13 protein-coding genes are annotated in these 14,098 nt (G+C 49.3%); 8 read left to right on the top strand and 5 right to left on the bottom strand.

Features of this window, described 5'->3' with window-relative positions:
* The first annotated feature begins 46 nt into the window (after positions 1 to 46).
* On the top strand, positions 47 to 1,099 hold the full coding sequence (locus tag PHH59_RS11910) for an NAD(P)-dependent alcohol dehydrogenase (RefSeq protein WP_300016190.1): 1,053 nt from the start codon (positions 47 to 49) through the stop codon (positions 1,097 to 1,099).
* A gap of 37 nt (positions 1,100 to 1,136) precedes the next feature.
* Here PHH59_RS11910 and PHH59_RS11905 read toward each other — a convergent pair whose 3' ends face one another.
* The 3 genes from PHH59_RS11905 to PHH59_RS11895 all read right to left on the bottom strand — a co-directional run bounded on the left by PHH59_RS11905 (position 1,137) and on the right by PHH59_RS11895 (position 4,553).
* Entirely contained in the window at positions 1,137 to 1,760 is a 624-nt protein-coding gene (locus PHH59_RS11905) for a DUF3782 domain-containing protein (protein ID WP_300016187.1), read from the bottom strand.
* Between the two features lie 63 nt (positions 1,761 to 1,823).
* A complete protein-coding gene (gene parC, locus PHH59_RS11900) occupies positions 1,824 to 4,058 on the bottom strand; it encodes a DNA topoisomerase IV subunit A (protein ID WP_300016184.1) in 2,235 nt (744 codons plus the stop codon).
* A complete protein-coding gene (locus PHH59_RS11895) occupies positions 4,059 to 4,553 on the bottom strand; it encodes an acyl-CoA thioesterase (RefSeq protein ID WP_300016181.1) in 495 nt (164 codons plus the stop codon).
* Between the two features lie 257 nt (positions 4,554 to 4,810).
* Here PHH59_RS11895 and PHH59_RS11890 point away from each other — a divergent pair, with 257 nt between their 5' ends.
* Positions 4,811 to 5,794, top strand: coding sequence for a type II secretion system F family protein (locus PHH59_RS11890; RefSeq protein WP_300016179.1), 984 nt, complete (start codon positions 4,811 to 4,813; stop codon positions 5,792 to 5,794).
* Between the two features lie 205 nt (positions 5,795 to 5,999).
* On the opposite strand, the gene PHH59_RS11885 is transcribed toward PHH59_RS11890, so the two are convergent.
* On the bottom strand, positions 6,000 to 7,661 hold the full coding sequence (locus PHH59_RS11885; RefSeq protein ID WP_300016176.1) for a DUF87 domain-containing protein: 1,662 nt from the start codon (positions 7,659 to 7,661) through the stop codon (positions 6,000 to 6,002).
* Positions 7,662 to 8,033: 372 nt separating this feature from the next.
* Between PHH59_RS11885 and PHH59_RS11880 the strand changes: the two genes are divergently transcribed.
* The 3 genes from PHH59_RS11880 (at position 8,034) to PHH59_RS11870 (ending at position 9,877) form a co-directional block, all read left to right on the top strand.
* Positions 8,034 to 8,873, top strand: a complete 840-nt coding sequence (locus PHH59_RS11880; RefSeq protein WP_300016173.1) for an alpha/beta hydrolase — start codon at positions 8,034 to 8,036, stop codon at positions 8,871 to 8,873.
* 213 nt (positions 8,874 to 9,086) lie between these two features.
* Positions 9,087 to 9,713 (top strand): transcriptional repressor LexA, encoded by a 627-nt coding sequence (gene lexA, locus PHH59_RS11875; protein WP_300016170.1) that lies wholly within the window; start codon positions 9,087 to 9,089, stop codon positions 9,711 to 9,713.
* 29 nt (positions 9,714 to 9,742) lie between these two features.
* The gene (locus PHH59_RS11870) at positions 9,743 to 9,877 is read left to right on the top strand and encodes a hypothetical protein (protein WP_300016167.1); all 135 of its coding nucleotides are present in this window, start codon (positions 9,743 to 9,745) and stop codon (positions 9,875 to 9,877) included.
* Between the two features lie 226 nt (positions 9,878 to 10,103).
* On the opposite strand, the gene PHH59_RS11865 is transcribed toward PHH59_RS11870, so the two are convergent.
* Complete coding sequence (locus tag PHH59_RS11865; RefSeq protein WP_300016165.1) at positions 10,104 to 10,298, bottom strand: hypothetical protein; 195 nt, start codon at positions 10,296 to 10,298, stop codon at positions 10,104 to 10,106.
* 411 nt (positions 10,299 to 10,709) lie between these two features.
* On the opposite strand from PHH59_RS11865, the gene murI reads away from it, so the two are divergent.
* The 3 genes from murI (at position 10,710) to PHH59_RS11850 (ending at position 14,018) form a co-directional block, all read left to right on the top strand.
* The gene (murI, locus tag PHH59_RS11860; protein ID WP_300016162.1) at positions 10,710 to 11,510 is read left to right on the top strand and encodes a glutamate racemase; all 801 of its coding nucleotides are present in this window, start codon (positions 10,710 to 10,712) and stop codon (positions 11,508 to 11,510) included.
* 603 nt (positions 11,511 to 12,113) lie between these two features.
* Positions 12,114 to 13,298: an alanine transaminase gene (gene alaC / locus PHH59_RS11855; protein WP_300016159.1), complete on the top strand. Its 1,185-nt coding sequence runs from the start codon at positions 12,114 to 12,116 to the stop codon at positions 13,296 to 13,298.
* A gap of 282 nt (positions 13,299 to 13,580) precedes the next feature.
* Positions 13,581 to 14,018: an NUDIX hydrolase gene (locus PHH59_RS11850; RefSeq protein WP_300016156.1), complete on the top strand. Its 438-nt coding sequence runs from the start codon at positions 13,581 to 13,583 to the stop codon at positions 14,016 to 14,018.
* Positions 14,019 to 14,098 lie beyond the last annotated feature (80 nt).

Below are 14,098 nucleotides of genomic sequence, written 5' to 3'. Positions count from 1 at the left end.
CGTGCAATGCCCCATCCCACCATAATAGATTAGATAGGAGTTAATTATGTATGCCAGCCGTGGCTATGCCGCCCACACCCACACGTCGCCGCTAGTGCCGTTCCAGTTCAACCGCCGCGAACTGCAACCTAGCGACGTGCATATCAACATCCTCTTTTGTGGCGTTTGCCATTCGGACATCCACCAGGCCCGTAACGAATGGGGCAATGCCTCGTTCCCGATGGTGCCGGGCCATGAAATTGTCGGTAAAGTCATCAACATCGGCAGCGCAGTGACCCATTTTAAAATCGGCGATTCCGTCGGTGTCGGCTGTCTGGTCGATTCCTGCCGTACTTGCCCGGAATGCCAGGATGATCTGGAGCAATACTGCAACCATCCGGTGTTCACTTACAACAGCCCGGACCCGAACATGCCCGGCAACACTTACGGCGGCTATTCCGACAACATCGTCGTCGATGAACATTTCGTGTTAAAAATTGCCGACAACCTGGATCTAGCCGCCGCCGCACCGTTGTTATGCGCCGGCATCACCACTTACTCGCCGCTACGCCACTGGCAAGTCGGTGCGGGTGATAAAGTCGGCGTGGTGGGTTTGGGTGGCTTGGGCCACATGGCAGTCAAATTCGCCCACGCGATGGGTGCAGAAGTGGTGCTGTTCACGACCTCGCCGGACAAAGTCGCCGATGCCAAACGCCTAGGCGCGGACAGCGTGGTGATCTCAAAAAATCCTGAAGAAATGGCTAGTCATCTGCTGAGCTTTGATTTTATCCTCAACACCGTCGCCGCACCGCATAACCTCGATGCCTACACGGCACTGCTCAAACGCGATGGCACGTTATGCCTAGTCGGCGTACCCGATCAACCCCACCCTTCCCCATCAGTTGGCAACTTGATTTTCAAACGCCGCCATATTGCAGGCTCATTAATCGGTGGCATCAAAGAAACCCAAGAAATGCTCGACTTTTGCGCCGAACACAATATCACGTCAGACATTGAAATCATCCCTATCCAGCAAATCAACGAAGCTTATGAGCGGGTATTGAAAAGCGATGTGAAATACCGCTTTGTGATTGATTTGGCGAGCTTGGCGAAAGGCTAGACATTTTGTTAAACGGCGCGAATCCGTTTCGCGCCGTTTAAAATGCCTTTGCCGCAAACGTGGCGGGGGTTTTCAACTCAAACAAATTGTCATGGATTTCCGCGTAATACAAGCCATTGTCAAACACCCGTTGTTTTAAATCTTCGGGGCTGTCCACCACTGCCAAAATACCGTAAAACTGTTTGTCGGCATGTTCAGGCAAAAAAGTTTTCGCTTCCGTCAATTGTTTGAGCAATTGTTCGATATGCTCATCCCGCAAATGGCTTTTGACTTCGACGATCACCGCCTTGTTTTGCTGGGCGTTGCAATAGGCGAACACATCCAGCTCCAAGGTTTTACCGCCTTTACGGATTTTATAGCGGGTGGTGACGGCTTCCATACCAAAACGCTCAGCCAGCACTTTTTGCATCGAAGGGAAGGCCATGCCTTCGGTGAAACTGCCGAACTTCTCGCCCAAACCACCGATTTGCTTGCCGAGTTCCTTGATTTGGTGGTCGGTTTTTTTCATTTGCACATCGGTTTCCCTCATTTGCGCAGATGTGGCTTTTACCTGCAAGTCCGTTTCTTTGAGTTGTTCGGATGTGGCTTTGACCTGGGCCGCCAACGCCTTCTGGTCTATCGCCAAGCTGGCGACCAATTGTCTCAATTCCTCGTCGGTCATACTATTTAACCTCCACAAAAAACCACTGAAAAACATCAAATTAACGACACAAACTCGCCGCAATTATTCCACCACCAAGCCGTCCACGCGCTGGAAACCACGCGGCAACGGCAAGCCCCGGTTGGCGCGTTTGCCGGAATATTGCGTTATATCAGTGGCTTTCAAGGTCAAAAATTGTTTACCAGACAGCACTTTTAACGGTGAGTCAATTGGCAAGACAACCGCCGCAACCACACAGTCCTTAGCTGTTTGCAAATCGGCAGCAGTCAGTTGGATCAATTTATTACCCTTACCGCGTACCAAAACAGGCAAATCCACGACCGGGAAAATCAGCAACCGCCCTTGCTGGGTCGCCACGGCTAATAAATCGGCATTATTATTGACCAAAGCGGGCTTCAACAACTTTGCGTTGTCTGACAAGGTTATCACGGCCTTACCCGCTTTATTCTTGGTCATTAATTCTTGCAATTGCACTTTAAACCCCAAACCTAAATGGCTTGCCAAGACTATCCAGTCATCAGGATTACCCGCCAGCAAATGTGTGAACAACGCGCCAGCGGGCGGATTGAGCCGCGCGGTCAACGGTTCGCCCTGGGTACGGGCGGAAGGTAAATCGTGGGTGGAAGTCGTATAGACTTTACCTGTGGAATCAAAAATATAAACCGGCTGGGTGGAACGGCATTTGACGGCATCGAGAAAACTGTCGCCAGAGCGGTAATTCAAGCTCGCGACATCAATATCATGGCCTTTGGCGGCGCGTATCCAGCCTTTTTCCGACAAAATCGCCGTCAATGGCTCGTTGCTGATCAGCGCGACGGCTTCCATAGCTTGCGACGCTTCGCGTTCAATTATCGGTGAGCGGCGGTCATCGCCGTATTTGTCGGCATCGCTTTGCAGCTCTTTTTTGATGAGGCGGTTCAGCAAACGCTCGGAGCCTAAGGTTTTTTCCAGGCTGTCGCGCTCTTTCGCCAATTCATCTTGTTCGCCGCGAATTTTCATTTCTTCCAATTTCGCCAAATGCCGCAATTTCAATTCCAAGATGGCTTCGGCTTGCACATCGCTGAGGCCAAAACGCGCCATCAACACCGGCTTGGGCTTGTCTTCGTTGCGGATAATGGCGATCACTTCGTCGATGTTCAGGTAAGCAACCAGCAACCCATCGAGAATATGCAGACGCGCCAGCACCTTATCCAAGCGGAATTGCAAGCGGCGGCGCACGGTTTCGGTACGGAACGCCAGCCATTCGACCAAAATCCCATGCAGGTTTTTAACTTGCGGCCTGCCATCCAAACCGATCATGTTCAGGTTGATACGGTAACTTTTTTCCAAATCAGTGGTGGCGAACAAATGCGACATGACCGCGTCCACATCCAGCCCGCGTTTGGTTTTGGGGATAATCAACAAGCGCGTGGGGTTTTCATGGTCGGACTCGTCACGCAAGTCCTCAATCATCGGCAATTTTTTCGCCAGCATTTGCGCGGCGATTTGCTCCATCAATTTGTTGCCGGAGACTTGGTGCGGCAAGGCGGTGATGACGATCACGCCATCTTCCAGCTCGTATTTGGCCCGCATCTTCACCGAACCGCCGCCCGTGTTGTAGATTTTTTGGATGTCTTCCGCCGAGGTGATGATTTCGGCGGCAGTCGGATAATCCGGGCCTTTGATGTGCTGGAACACCCTCTCCGGCGGGCTATCGGGATCATCCAGCAAGGCGATGCAAGCGTTTGCCACTTCGCGCAGATTATGCGGCGGGATGTCCGTCGCCATGCCCACGGCAATGCCCATCGTGCCGTTGAGCAGGATATTCGGCAAGCGGGCGGGCAGCAGCGCGGGTTCTTTCATCGTGCCGTCAAAATTATCCGTCCATGCCACCGTGCCTTGTTCTAGCTCACTCAACAAGGTGTTGGCGTAGGCGGTCAGGCGCGATTCGGTGTAACGCATCGCGGCAAAGGATTTCGGATCATCGGGCGATCCCCAGTTGCCCTGCCCGTCGATCAGCGGATAGCGATAGGAAAAATTCTGCGCCATCAACACCATCGCTTCGTAACACGCCGAATCGCCGTGCGGATGGTATTTACCCAACACATCCCCGACGGTACGCGCGGACTTTTTGTACTTGGCGGCGGCGTTCAACCCCAGTTCGGACATGGCGTAAACAATACGCCGCTGCACGGGCTTCAGGCCATCCGCCAAACTTGGCAGGGCGCGATCCAAAATGACGTACATGGAATAATCCAAATACGCCTTCTCGGCAAAATCCTTTAACGGCAGTTGTTCAAAATTCTCTTGTAAAGCCACTTAACAATCATCCCCGTTATCCATTTCTAAGGCCCGGCTTCTTTCCAGGCTTTCCTGACGCAATTTTTTGCGCATCTCGGCCGCCGCATAAAGCCGTTTTTCTTCGTCGGTCTCCAGTTCCAAGCGTGGGACTTCCACCGATTTACCGTTTTCATCAATGGCGACCATCGTGAAATAACAAGAGGTGGTATATCGTTTTTCATACGTGCGTAAATGCTCGGCAATGACTTTTACACCCACTTCCATAGACGACCGCCCGACATGGTTGACCCGTGCGTAAAAAGTCACCAATTCACCGACATTGACATGTTGTTTGAAGAACACCTGGTCTAAAGCCGCCGTGACGACATATTGTTTGCAATATTTCGCGGCACAGGCATAGGCGACTTGATCCAGCAGCTTCAATAAGGAACCGCCGTGGACATTGCCGGAAAAATTCGCCATGTCCGGCGTCATCAGCACCGTCATGGTCAGGGTTTTTTCTTGTTTACTCATTTTGTCATGACTAATTGGTTAATAATTCTTTGGTTAATAATTCTTTGGTTAATAATTCTTTGGTTTGAAATTCTGTATTTTATCTGAGCGAGGCCCTGGACGGGTTTCTTATTGAATGGATATTACAATCCCATCAGTTCTTGCTTTAGTATGATTAGGACGCTGTGCAAAAACTGATGGGATTGTAATAATGCCATTTTTGGTAAGCTACGTTTAACTTACACCGCTATTTTATTTTCATTAAACCTTGATCTGCGATGCCAACTACCATAAAACCGCCATTACTGACTTCCGACAAGCTAGCCCGCTTGTTCTTGCAATTGACTCACTTAGAAAAAGCCGGACTGCCGGCGGCAGAAGCGTTTGCCATGATCGCCAAAAATGACCCGCTCTTGCGCAAGCCACTTAAAACCATGCCATCGCGTTTAAGAAAAGGCCAAAAAATTGCCGAAGCGGGCTACAAAACGGGGCTTTTTGACGATAACCAACGCATATTGGTTACGGCGGGCGAAAACAGCGGCAAGCTGGCGGCTGTTTACACAAAATTGGCGGATTTTTATGGCAACGATGCTCGGCGGCGGAAAAAAATGCGCTCGCGCCTGTATTTACCGGCTTTCGTGCTGATCCTTGCTTTTTTTGTGCAACCACTGCCCGCCCTGGTCACCGCCCAAATCACGTTGGGCAGGTATTTATTCGACAGCGCGGGACAATTGTTGCTTATGGCGACAGGGATAGCCTTACTTGTAAAGTTTCCGAGTTTTCTTACCAGCAGCCAAGCGGCATTGTTGCACCGCTGGCAACTGGCATTTCCACCAGTCGCCAACTGGGTGGTGGAACGCCAGTTGAACAGTTTCTATTTTATGCTGGCGATGATGCTGGATGCGGGCTTGGCTTATTCGGCAGCTTTGCCGCAAGCCGTTGCCAGCATCAAAAACACCGGCTTAAGAAAACAGTTCGACCCTGCCCTGGCATTGATGAAATCGGGTGCAAGCGTGGGCGAATCTTTAGCTACGGTGGGTAGCATCACAGCGTCCACCCTACAGATCATCAACACAGGTGAACACAGCGGGCAACTGGCGGACACGTTGCTGCATTTCACCCAGATTGACGCACAAACCCTGGCCTTGCAAGACGAGGCATTCGCGGAATGGCTGCCCAGACTGGTTTACACCGCCATCGGTTTATGGATAGCCTACGGCATTTTGCAACAAGGCTTGCCATCGTTGCCAGCGATTCAATAACGGGAGTTTTGTCCACGAAAGCCACAAACAGCACGAAAAAAAGCGAAAGGACTGAAACCTATACTCTGGAAGCTCGTCCGGTGTTTGCCATTCCCGTAAGCTGTGCGCACCTTGTCATCACAAACTAAAAACCCGCACCACTCTCGCTTTCGTGTTTTTTTGTGCCGCCTACTGTTTGGCTTTCGTGGACAATTTTGAAAACCTGCTATTTACGATCCTGAGTCCGCCACAACTGCACAATTTCTTCGACATCCAGATCATGCGCACCATCGCGCCAATTGCTGTAATAATCGACGTCATTACTTTTCGGCTCAGGATTGGGCCGGTAAATCTGCACCCGTGTCGGTAACGGGGCCGCTTCGCCCAACACCAAGGCTTCCCCCCGTCCCAGAGAACTTAACATGTCCGCCAAATCCCCTTCCGCTTCCGGCATCAGGCCCTTGATATAAGCCTGGTCGTCCGGGTTGGACGTGCGCAGGCAAATAAACGAACTGCATTGCGCGAGCATGGTTTCTGACAATTCCGTCGGACGTTGGCTGACCACCCCGATGGACACCCCGTATTTACGGCCTTCTTTGGCAATCCGTTCCATCACTTTTTTGGTGCCGTCAAACTGACCGCCTTTTTCCCTGGGAATATAAGCGTGGGCTTCTTCACAAATCAAGGTGATTGGAAATTCGCGCCGATGCGGATTCCAATAGTTGAATTCATAAGCCAAACGCCCGACTTGGGCAGAAATGGCCGGCCTGATATCCGTCGGTACCGAGCTTAAATCCACAATCGTAATATTCGCCTTAAATTCACCCAAGCCTACAAACTGACGCAACAAAGGCGCCATGCTCTCGGACGTGTTGCGGATTTTCGGCTTGAGTAAAAAATCATAACGGACATCATTAAAACGGCTTTGCATCCTGATCAAAAATTCATCAAATTGCCCGAATAACGCACCCTGCACTTTACCGAACTCACGCCGTTCTTCGTTGGCCGATTTAAAGTGCATATACAATTCCGCCAGCGAAAAATAAATCGGCGTATCGACCGACACCGTCGGCATGCCGATTCTTTGCGCCTCTTTGCGTTTCAGTTGCTGGATCAACTCGCGCATATACGACATCTGCATGGTCGCACTCTTGTCTTCCCTGTCGATAAACAAATCCACCAGCTCGGCATAGCTCATCATCCAATACGGCATTTCCATTTCCGTGGCCTCGACATAATTGACCTGGTGGCTGGGAAATGCCGATTTGATCGTACCATTAGGGGTTTTCCAGCAATATTCACCATGCAAGTCCAGCATGATCATGTGGCAATTGGGCATGGCGTTGATCGTACTTTGGATCAAACTGGCAACCGTCCAGGATTTACCGGAACCGGATTGGCCGATGATGGCAAAATGGCGGCTAAAAAAAGCTTTAGGGTCGAGGCTGACTTGATAATCTTTATGCGAAGCCAATTGCCCGATAAAAAACTCGTATTCCCTGAATTTTGCAAAAATCGCATTGATTTCCTTAATGCCCACCGCATACACTTTTGCGCCAGGGGTCGGATAATGGCGTATGCCTCGGAGAAAGGTCCCGTCATCTTTGATTTCCCCGACTGGAATCAACGAAATATAGCGGTCAGTGAGGCGTTCATCTTGTTTGTTAAAACGATCTTGTTCCCAACTCTTAAAAACCAGGGCCATCAACGCAATATTGGCCTGGCGGATCAGCACATAAGCACCGACGTTCCCTGCGAGCATGGCTTCATTATCAATTGTAATTAAAGGTATTTCGTTGGTATATTCCTCGGTGACCCTGGCATCCATGCCATCACCGCGGACTTCAGTCAAATAAGCCAATAAAATATCGGGTTGTGATTCGGACATTGGGTAATTTAGCTAGTATGGAAAAAAATTGGAAAGGCTTACCAGCTTAACCCAATTTTGAGTTGTATTGAAGTATTAGCGTGTCAATTTAAGAATTTTCGCCACCCTGGACAAAATAATCTAGGCTCTATATGGGTTTCAGGGTCTTTTGTCCATTTTTGGAGGTTGCCATGCTTATTGACAGTTTAGCTTACGCCTTTAGTAAAAAGACCCTGAAACCCATATAGAGCCATAATCTATTTAGAATTGGGTGAAAATCGGTTTTTTCCAACACTTAATGAAGAAATGTCGCGCAGGTTTTCAGCCCTGTTTGCAAAGGTCTGACAGTCAACCGTGCCGGCTCCGTACCATTGACCAGAATAAAGAGGATTTATGAAGCATATCGAAGGCTATTTTACTGGCATACGGGACGCCAGCATCTATTACCAGGCTTGGCTTCCCGAAGGCGGCATAACAGCCGTGCTGATTATCGTCCACGGGTTGGGGGAACATTGCGGGCGATATTTGAATGTAGTCCAACACTTCGTCCCGCTAGGTTATGCCGTGTATGGATTTGACCATATCGGTCATGGCAAGTCAGAAGGCCAACGCGAAGTGGTGGATCGTTTTGAAGATTACACCGACACGCTCTCGATTTACCACCATCTGGTCAGGGACTGGCAACCGGACAAACCTTTCTTCCTGATAGGCCACAGCATGGGCGGTTTGATTGCCGGCCATTACCTGCTAGCCCACCAAGACCACTTCAATGGCGCGGTCATTTCATCTCCTTGTATCAAAGTCAGCGACAACATTCCACGCCGCATCATTCTCATCGGTAAAATCCTGTCCGTATTGTCCCCCAGGCTGGGACTGATGGCATTGGATACCAGCACCCTTTCGCGTGACCCGGAAGTGGTGTCGGCCTGTGCCAGAGATCCTTTAGTATTCCACGGCAAAACCCCCGCACGCCTGGCGGCGGAATTATTGAAAGCCATGCAATACGTCAGCGCAGAATTTGGCAAAATCACCCTGCCCTTGATCATCCTGCAAGGTAGCGAAGATAAAATTGTCGATCCTGACGGAGCGCGGACATTCTATGAACAAGCCGGTTCCAAAGACAAAGCCCTTAAAATTTATATGGGGCTGTACCACGAAGTGTTCAATGAACCTGAACGCGCCCAAGTGCTCAATGACGTGGAAACTTGGCTCTTAGCGCGTCAAGCCAGTTAAATCTATGCCGCATCAAAATTTCCTACGGATACACAGAAACGAAATTACGGGTCGTTCACAAAAGAGACGAAAAGCGTATAACATCAAATAGATAAGTTGTAAAACACCATCTTGCTTATTTTTTTGTTCTCTTTTTGTTCTCTTTTTTGTTGCTTTCCACTGAAATATTGTTAAGCTAAGCCAAAATCCAAACCAACTGAGAACCCAAGCATCATGGATGTATTAACCCGCCGCCAACGGGAAATCTTCAATTTTCTCCGTGACAATCAAGAAAATTTTACTTACCCGCCCAGCCTGGATGAACTCTGTGCGGCTTTGGACATGGCTTCGCGCGGCTCCTTGCACAAGCACATCATGGCTTTGATCAACGCAGGTCTGGTGGAGCCTTTCAATGGCAATAAACAAACGGGGATACGCCTGACCGCACAAGCACGGCTAGAGGATGTGGCGGCAGGGCAAGACCTGCCCTTCGTCGGTTCCATCGCCGCAGGCAAGCCGATTGAAGCCCTGGAAACCCTCAGTTACATGAGCGTACCCGATGCCCTGAAAAGCGACAAACCTTGCTATGTGTTGCAGGTGAAAGGCGATTCCATGATTGAAGCGGGGATTTTTGATGGCGACTGGGTCGTTATCGAACAACGCCCCTACGCACGTAACGGTGAAATCGTCGTCGCCCTGATCGAAAACACCGAAGCCACCCTGAAATATATCGAGCAAACCGCCGGGCAAGTATTGCTGCTCCCCGCCAATGCCACCATGACCGCCCTATCTTACCGTCCTGAACAAGTTGAAATACAGGGCGTACTGATAGGACAAATGCGCAGTTACCGTTCACATTAACCCTGTCATTTAAAACGAGGAAAATCGCTATGCAACGTAAAATCCACATGCACGATCAAGTCAATAATAAAGTTGATGGCATTATGAACCATTACAAAAGAAAACCCATCGAGGGTTTCATGCGTAAATTAAAAAGGATGATCAGACAATCAGCGGTGATCTGATGGCATTGGCTTTTATTCAGGAGTTGGCATAAATAATCCCAAAGTTAATCGCAGATAACATCTTTTGAAGGGATGTTATCGATTTTATGCCATCACCAAACAATCGAAATCTGGTAGTCCTGCAATCGGAATGATTTGTAAAAAGTCAAGCCTACCGATTTATTGGGTCGAATGCCCGTACTTCAAGGCGTACAGTCATCGCAATATTTTATTGACAAATCTATTATCATTCCGATTGCAGGACTACCTTTTTTTGAAGCACCGCAGCCATCTCCAGTTCCGCTCTCAGCCGTATCCTTGTCAATCTTACTCGGTCGGGTTTGGTCGTTTCACCTTTCAGTTTGAGTATTTCCTGCCCCAACTGATCTATCTGTTTTTGCTGCCACGCAAGCAATTCCAACAACACATCGGCTAGCAACACATCGGCTAGCGGGGTGTGCGGTTTTCGTTGTTGATAGGGGGCAATTGCGGTTTGACTGAATCCATGTGGCTATTTTAACCTGATTTTTATCGTGTTGCCTGTGGGTAATGAGAAGTTACTTATCTGATTATACTCTGAACGACCAAGTTTTCGGTTTTTGGAGCGAGGTCATCTTGACCTCGCCCTTCTCACTAAAAACCGAAAACGTGACCGTTTGAAGTTTATACAAACCGCCTGTGGTTTACAGTATTTTCCTGCCCAACTGGAATATACTCAGGACGGATGCTAATTTCGATAATGTCTACTGTATATCGAATCAGTGTAATTCTTTAATCCTATATTCCGCTATCGCATACAGGCTATGTGTACTGTTAAGCTATACAAAAAAACACGTCAAGTCTGTAGCCATCAATGTCCAAGCAACCGTCATCAATAGCCCCCATAGGCGTTTTCGATTCAGGTGTGGGTGGGTTGTCCGTCCTCAAAGCGGTTAGGAAAGTGATGCCGCAAGAGCATTTGCTTTATGTCGCCGATTCCGCCAACGCCCCTTATGGAGACCGCCATGTCGGTTTTATCGAAGGGAGGGCGTTGGCGATAGCCCAGTTTTTGGTCGAGTCTAACGCCAAAGCTATTGTTGTCGCGTGTAACACGGCAACCGTGGTTGCCATAGAGAAACTTCGATCCACTTATCGGCTTCCCATCATAGCGATGGAACCCGCTATCAAGCCTGCTGTCAGGCTCACAAAATCGCAAATTATCGGAGTGCTTGCTACACGCAGAACTCTAGAAAGTCCGGCGGTTGCTGACCTTTGCCGCTTATATGGCGAAAACACCCGTATTATTCTGCAACCTTGTCCAGGATTGGTGGAGCAAGTCGAGCGTGGTGAAGCCGATACAGAATTCACGCGTCAACTTCTTGGGCGCTATATTGCCCCCTTGTTAGCCGAAGGTGCTGACACCCTGGTGCTAGGCTGTACCCATTACCCGTTTTTAGAGCCGCAAATTAGAAGACTCGTTGGCGATCAAATCACCATAGTCGAACCATCAACGGCAGTGGCGCGTCAACTGGAACGCCGACTGATGGGTTGCATAAATGTCGCATCCGCTGGTATGCCACAAGAGCATTTTTATACAACCGGAGCGGTTGATAAGGCCCATGCCCTTGTTTCAAGGCTATGGGGCGAAAGCGTGAATGTGCAAGGCCTTGTGTAATGCGCTAGGTTGGTGCTGGGTTTGCGCGCCCCAACGCATCGAATACAAATGTTGGAGTTCGCAAGCCCGCCACCAACCTACTCCAAAATCACTGCGGACTGATAGATGTTTAAATTTCGATTGTTTGGTGATGGCATAAAATCGATAACATCCCTTCAAAAGATGGGTAGTCCTGCAATCGGAATGATAATAGATTTGTCAATAAAATATTGCGATGACTGTACGCCTTGAAGTACGGGCATTCGACCCAATAAATCGGTAGGCTTGACTTTTTACAAATCATTCCGATTGCAGGACTACCGTTTTTCTTAACTTAATGGCAGTGCATCCTTAAATCCACAGGCATCGCCCCCAAAATCGACATTACCATCACCAATACCGGTAATGGCGATGAGCGCAGTTTGCTAATCTTTTCATTAACTTGTGTTGTTGGATAATATAAATGGCATTGCGCTTGATGTATGCCTACAATGTCTTTGAATGCCCGTGTCCAAATTTTGAGGCTCGTAACTTAAAGTGTCTATTATTTGACAAATATATGCCATAACAGTACTTTAGATAGTTTTTAACTTCACCCGCCATCTGGTCGCCCAAGAGCTGTACATGGAACAATTTCAAAGAATAAGCCGCTTACCCCCCTACGTTTTTAACATTGTCAACGAACTGAAAGCCAAGGCGCGGGCGGCGGGCGAGGATATTATTGATTTTGGTATGGGGAACCCCGACCAACCGACACCTAAGCACATCGTCGATAAGATGATAGAAGCGGCACAACGCGAAGACACGCACCGTTATTCGATGTCCAAAGGCATCCCTCGCCTACGCAAAGCGATTTGTAACTGGTATAAAACCCGCTTCGATGTTGATTTAGACCCAGAAACCGAAGCCATTGTCACGATAGGCTCAAAAGAAGGCTTGGCGCATTTGGCCTTGGCGACGCTAGGCCCTGGCGATGTCGTGCTGGTCCCTAATCCCGCGTATCCGATACATCCTTATGGCGTGGTGATTGCCGGAGCCGACTTGCGCCATGTGCCGCTGATCCCTGGCGTGGATTTTTTTGACGAGTTGCACAAGGCCATTATTGATAGCTGGCCCAAGCCGAAAATGCTGATCATCAATTTCCCAGGCAATCCTACCGCACAATGCGTGGAGCTGGACTTTTTTGAGAAAATCATCGCCCTGGCGAAAGAACACAGTATCTGGGTCGTGCATGACATTGCCTATGTCGATATTGCTTTTGACGGTTATAAGCCGCCATCCATCCTGCAAATCGACGGCGCGAAGGACATTGCCGTGGAATTTTTCTCCATGTCCAAAAGCTACAATATGCCGGGCTGGCGCGTCGGCTTCATGTGCGGCAATAAGGAATTGGTGTCGGCCTTGGCGCGGATCAAATCGTATCTGGATTACGGCACGTTCACGCCGATCCAAATCGCCGCGATTGCCGCACTGGAAGGCCCGCAAGACTGTGTCGCGGAAATTTCCGAAATGTACCGCAAACGCCGCGATGTCTTGTGTGATGGCCTGACGGCGGCGGGCTGGCCCGTGGAAAAACCCAAGGCGACGATGTTTGTCTGGGCGAAAATCCCTGAAGCCTACCAAGCGATGGGTTCGTTGGAATTTTCCAAGAAACTATTGCTGGAAGCCAAAGTCGCCGTCGCGCCGGGCATAGGTTTTGGCCAGTACGGCGATGACCATGTCCGTTTCGGCCTGATAGAAAACGAACACCGCACCCGCCAGGCGATACGCGGCATCCGCATGATGATGAAAAAGGATCAAGTGGTGTAAGCTTCCCGCTAGGATCATACGACGGAATTAAAGCCTGACAGGGCTTTTTGGGGCAGTGGTTCTTGCCATCCCTGCAGGGATTGCAGGAGCCGTTCCAGTTTATAAAGTTATAAAGCCGTACCCTATTGAAAAACTGTCGAAATTCAACCGCCCCTATTTTAGTGGCACTGGTGGCACAAAATGACGCCAACATGTCCTTTTAAGTGTGCAGGCAGTTGTTTTACCTTTGTGCTTGGTAAAGGTTACAATCGCCCGTTTAACCGCTACTTTCCTAGGAACCCTATGCACAATCCTGTCACACCACTATTGGCCGCCGATATTATCATTGAGCTGGTTGACCTGCCAAACCGCCCTTTTGTGTTGATAGAACGGGCAAATCCGCCGTATGGCTGGGCATTGCCGGGCGGTTTTGCCGATGTTGGCGAAACCATTGAACAGACTGCGATTCGTGAAGCGCAGGAAGAAGTTTGCCTGGATGTCACACTCAAGGTTTTACTGGGCTTATATTCTGATCCTAAACGCGATGCCCGCAATCATACCGTGACCGCCGTTTATATCGCAGAAGCCAAAGGAATGCCAAAAGCGGCGGATGATGCCAAAAATTGCGCTATTTTTACTTTTGATAATTTGACCAGCGAATTGGCGTTCGACCATGCCCTGGTGTTGGCGGATTATCAATATTATCTGACGACGGGCCAAGTTACACCGCTACGTTTTTGAATGGATAGGCATTGTGCGGAAAATGGTTATAACCGCGAAAAGCCGCCTGAAACGACAAAGCCATCGTCCAAAGGCTATGC

The organism is Methylovulum sp. (assembly GCF_028687615.1).
Taxonomy (GTDB): domain Bacteria; phylum Pseudomonadota; class Gammaproteobacteria; order Methylococcales; family Methylomonadaceae; genus Methylovulum.
This window is presented reverse-complemented; position numbering and strand designations above follow the sequence as displayed.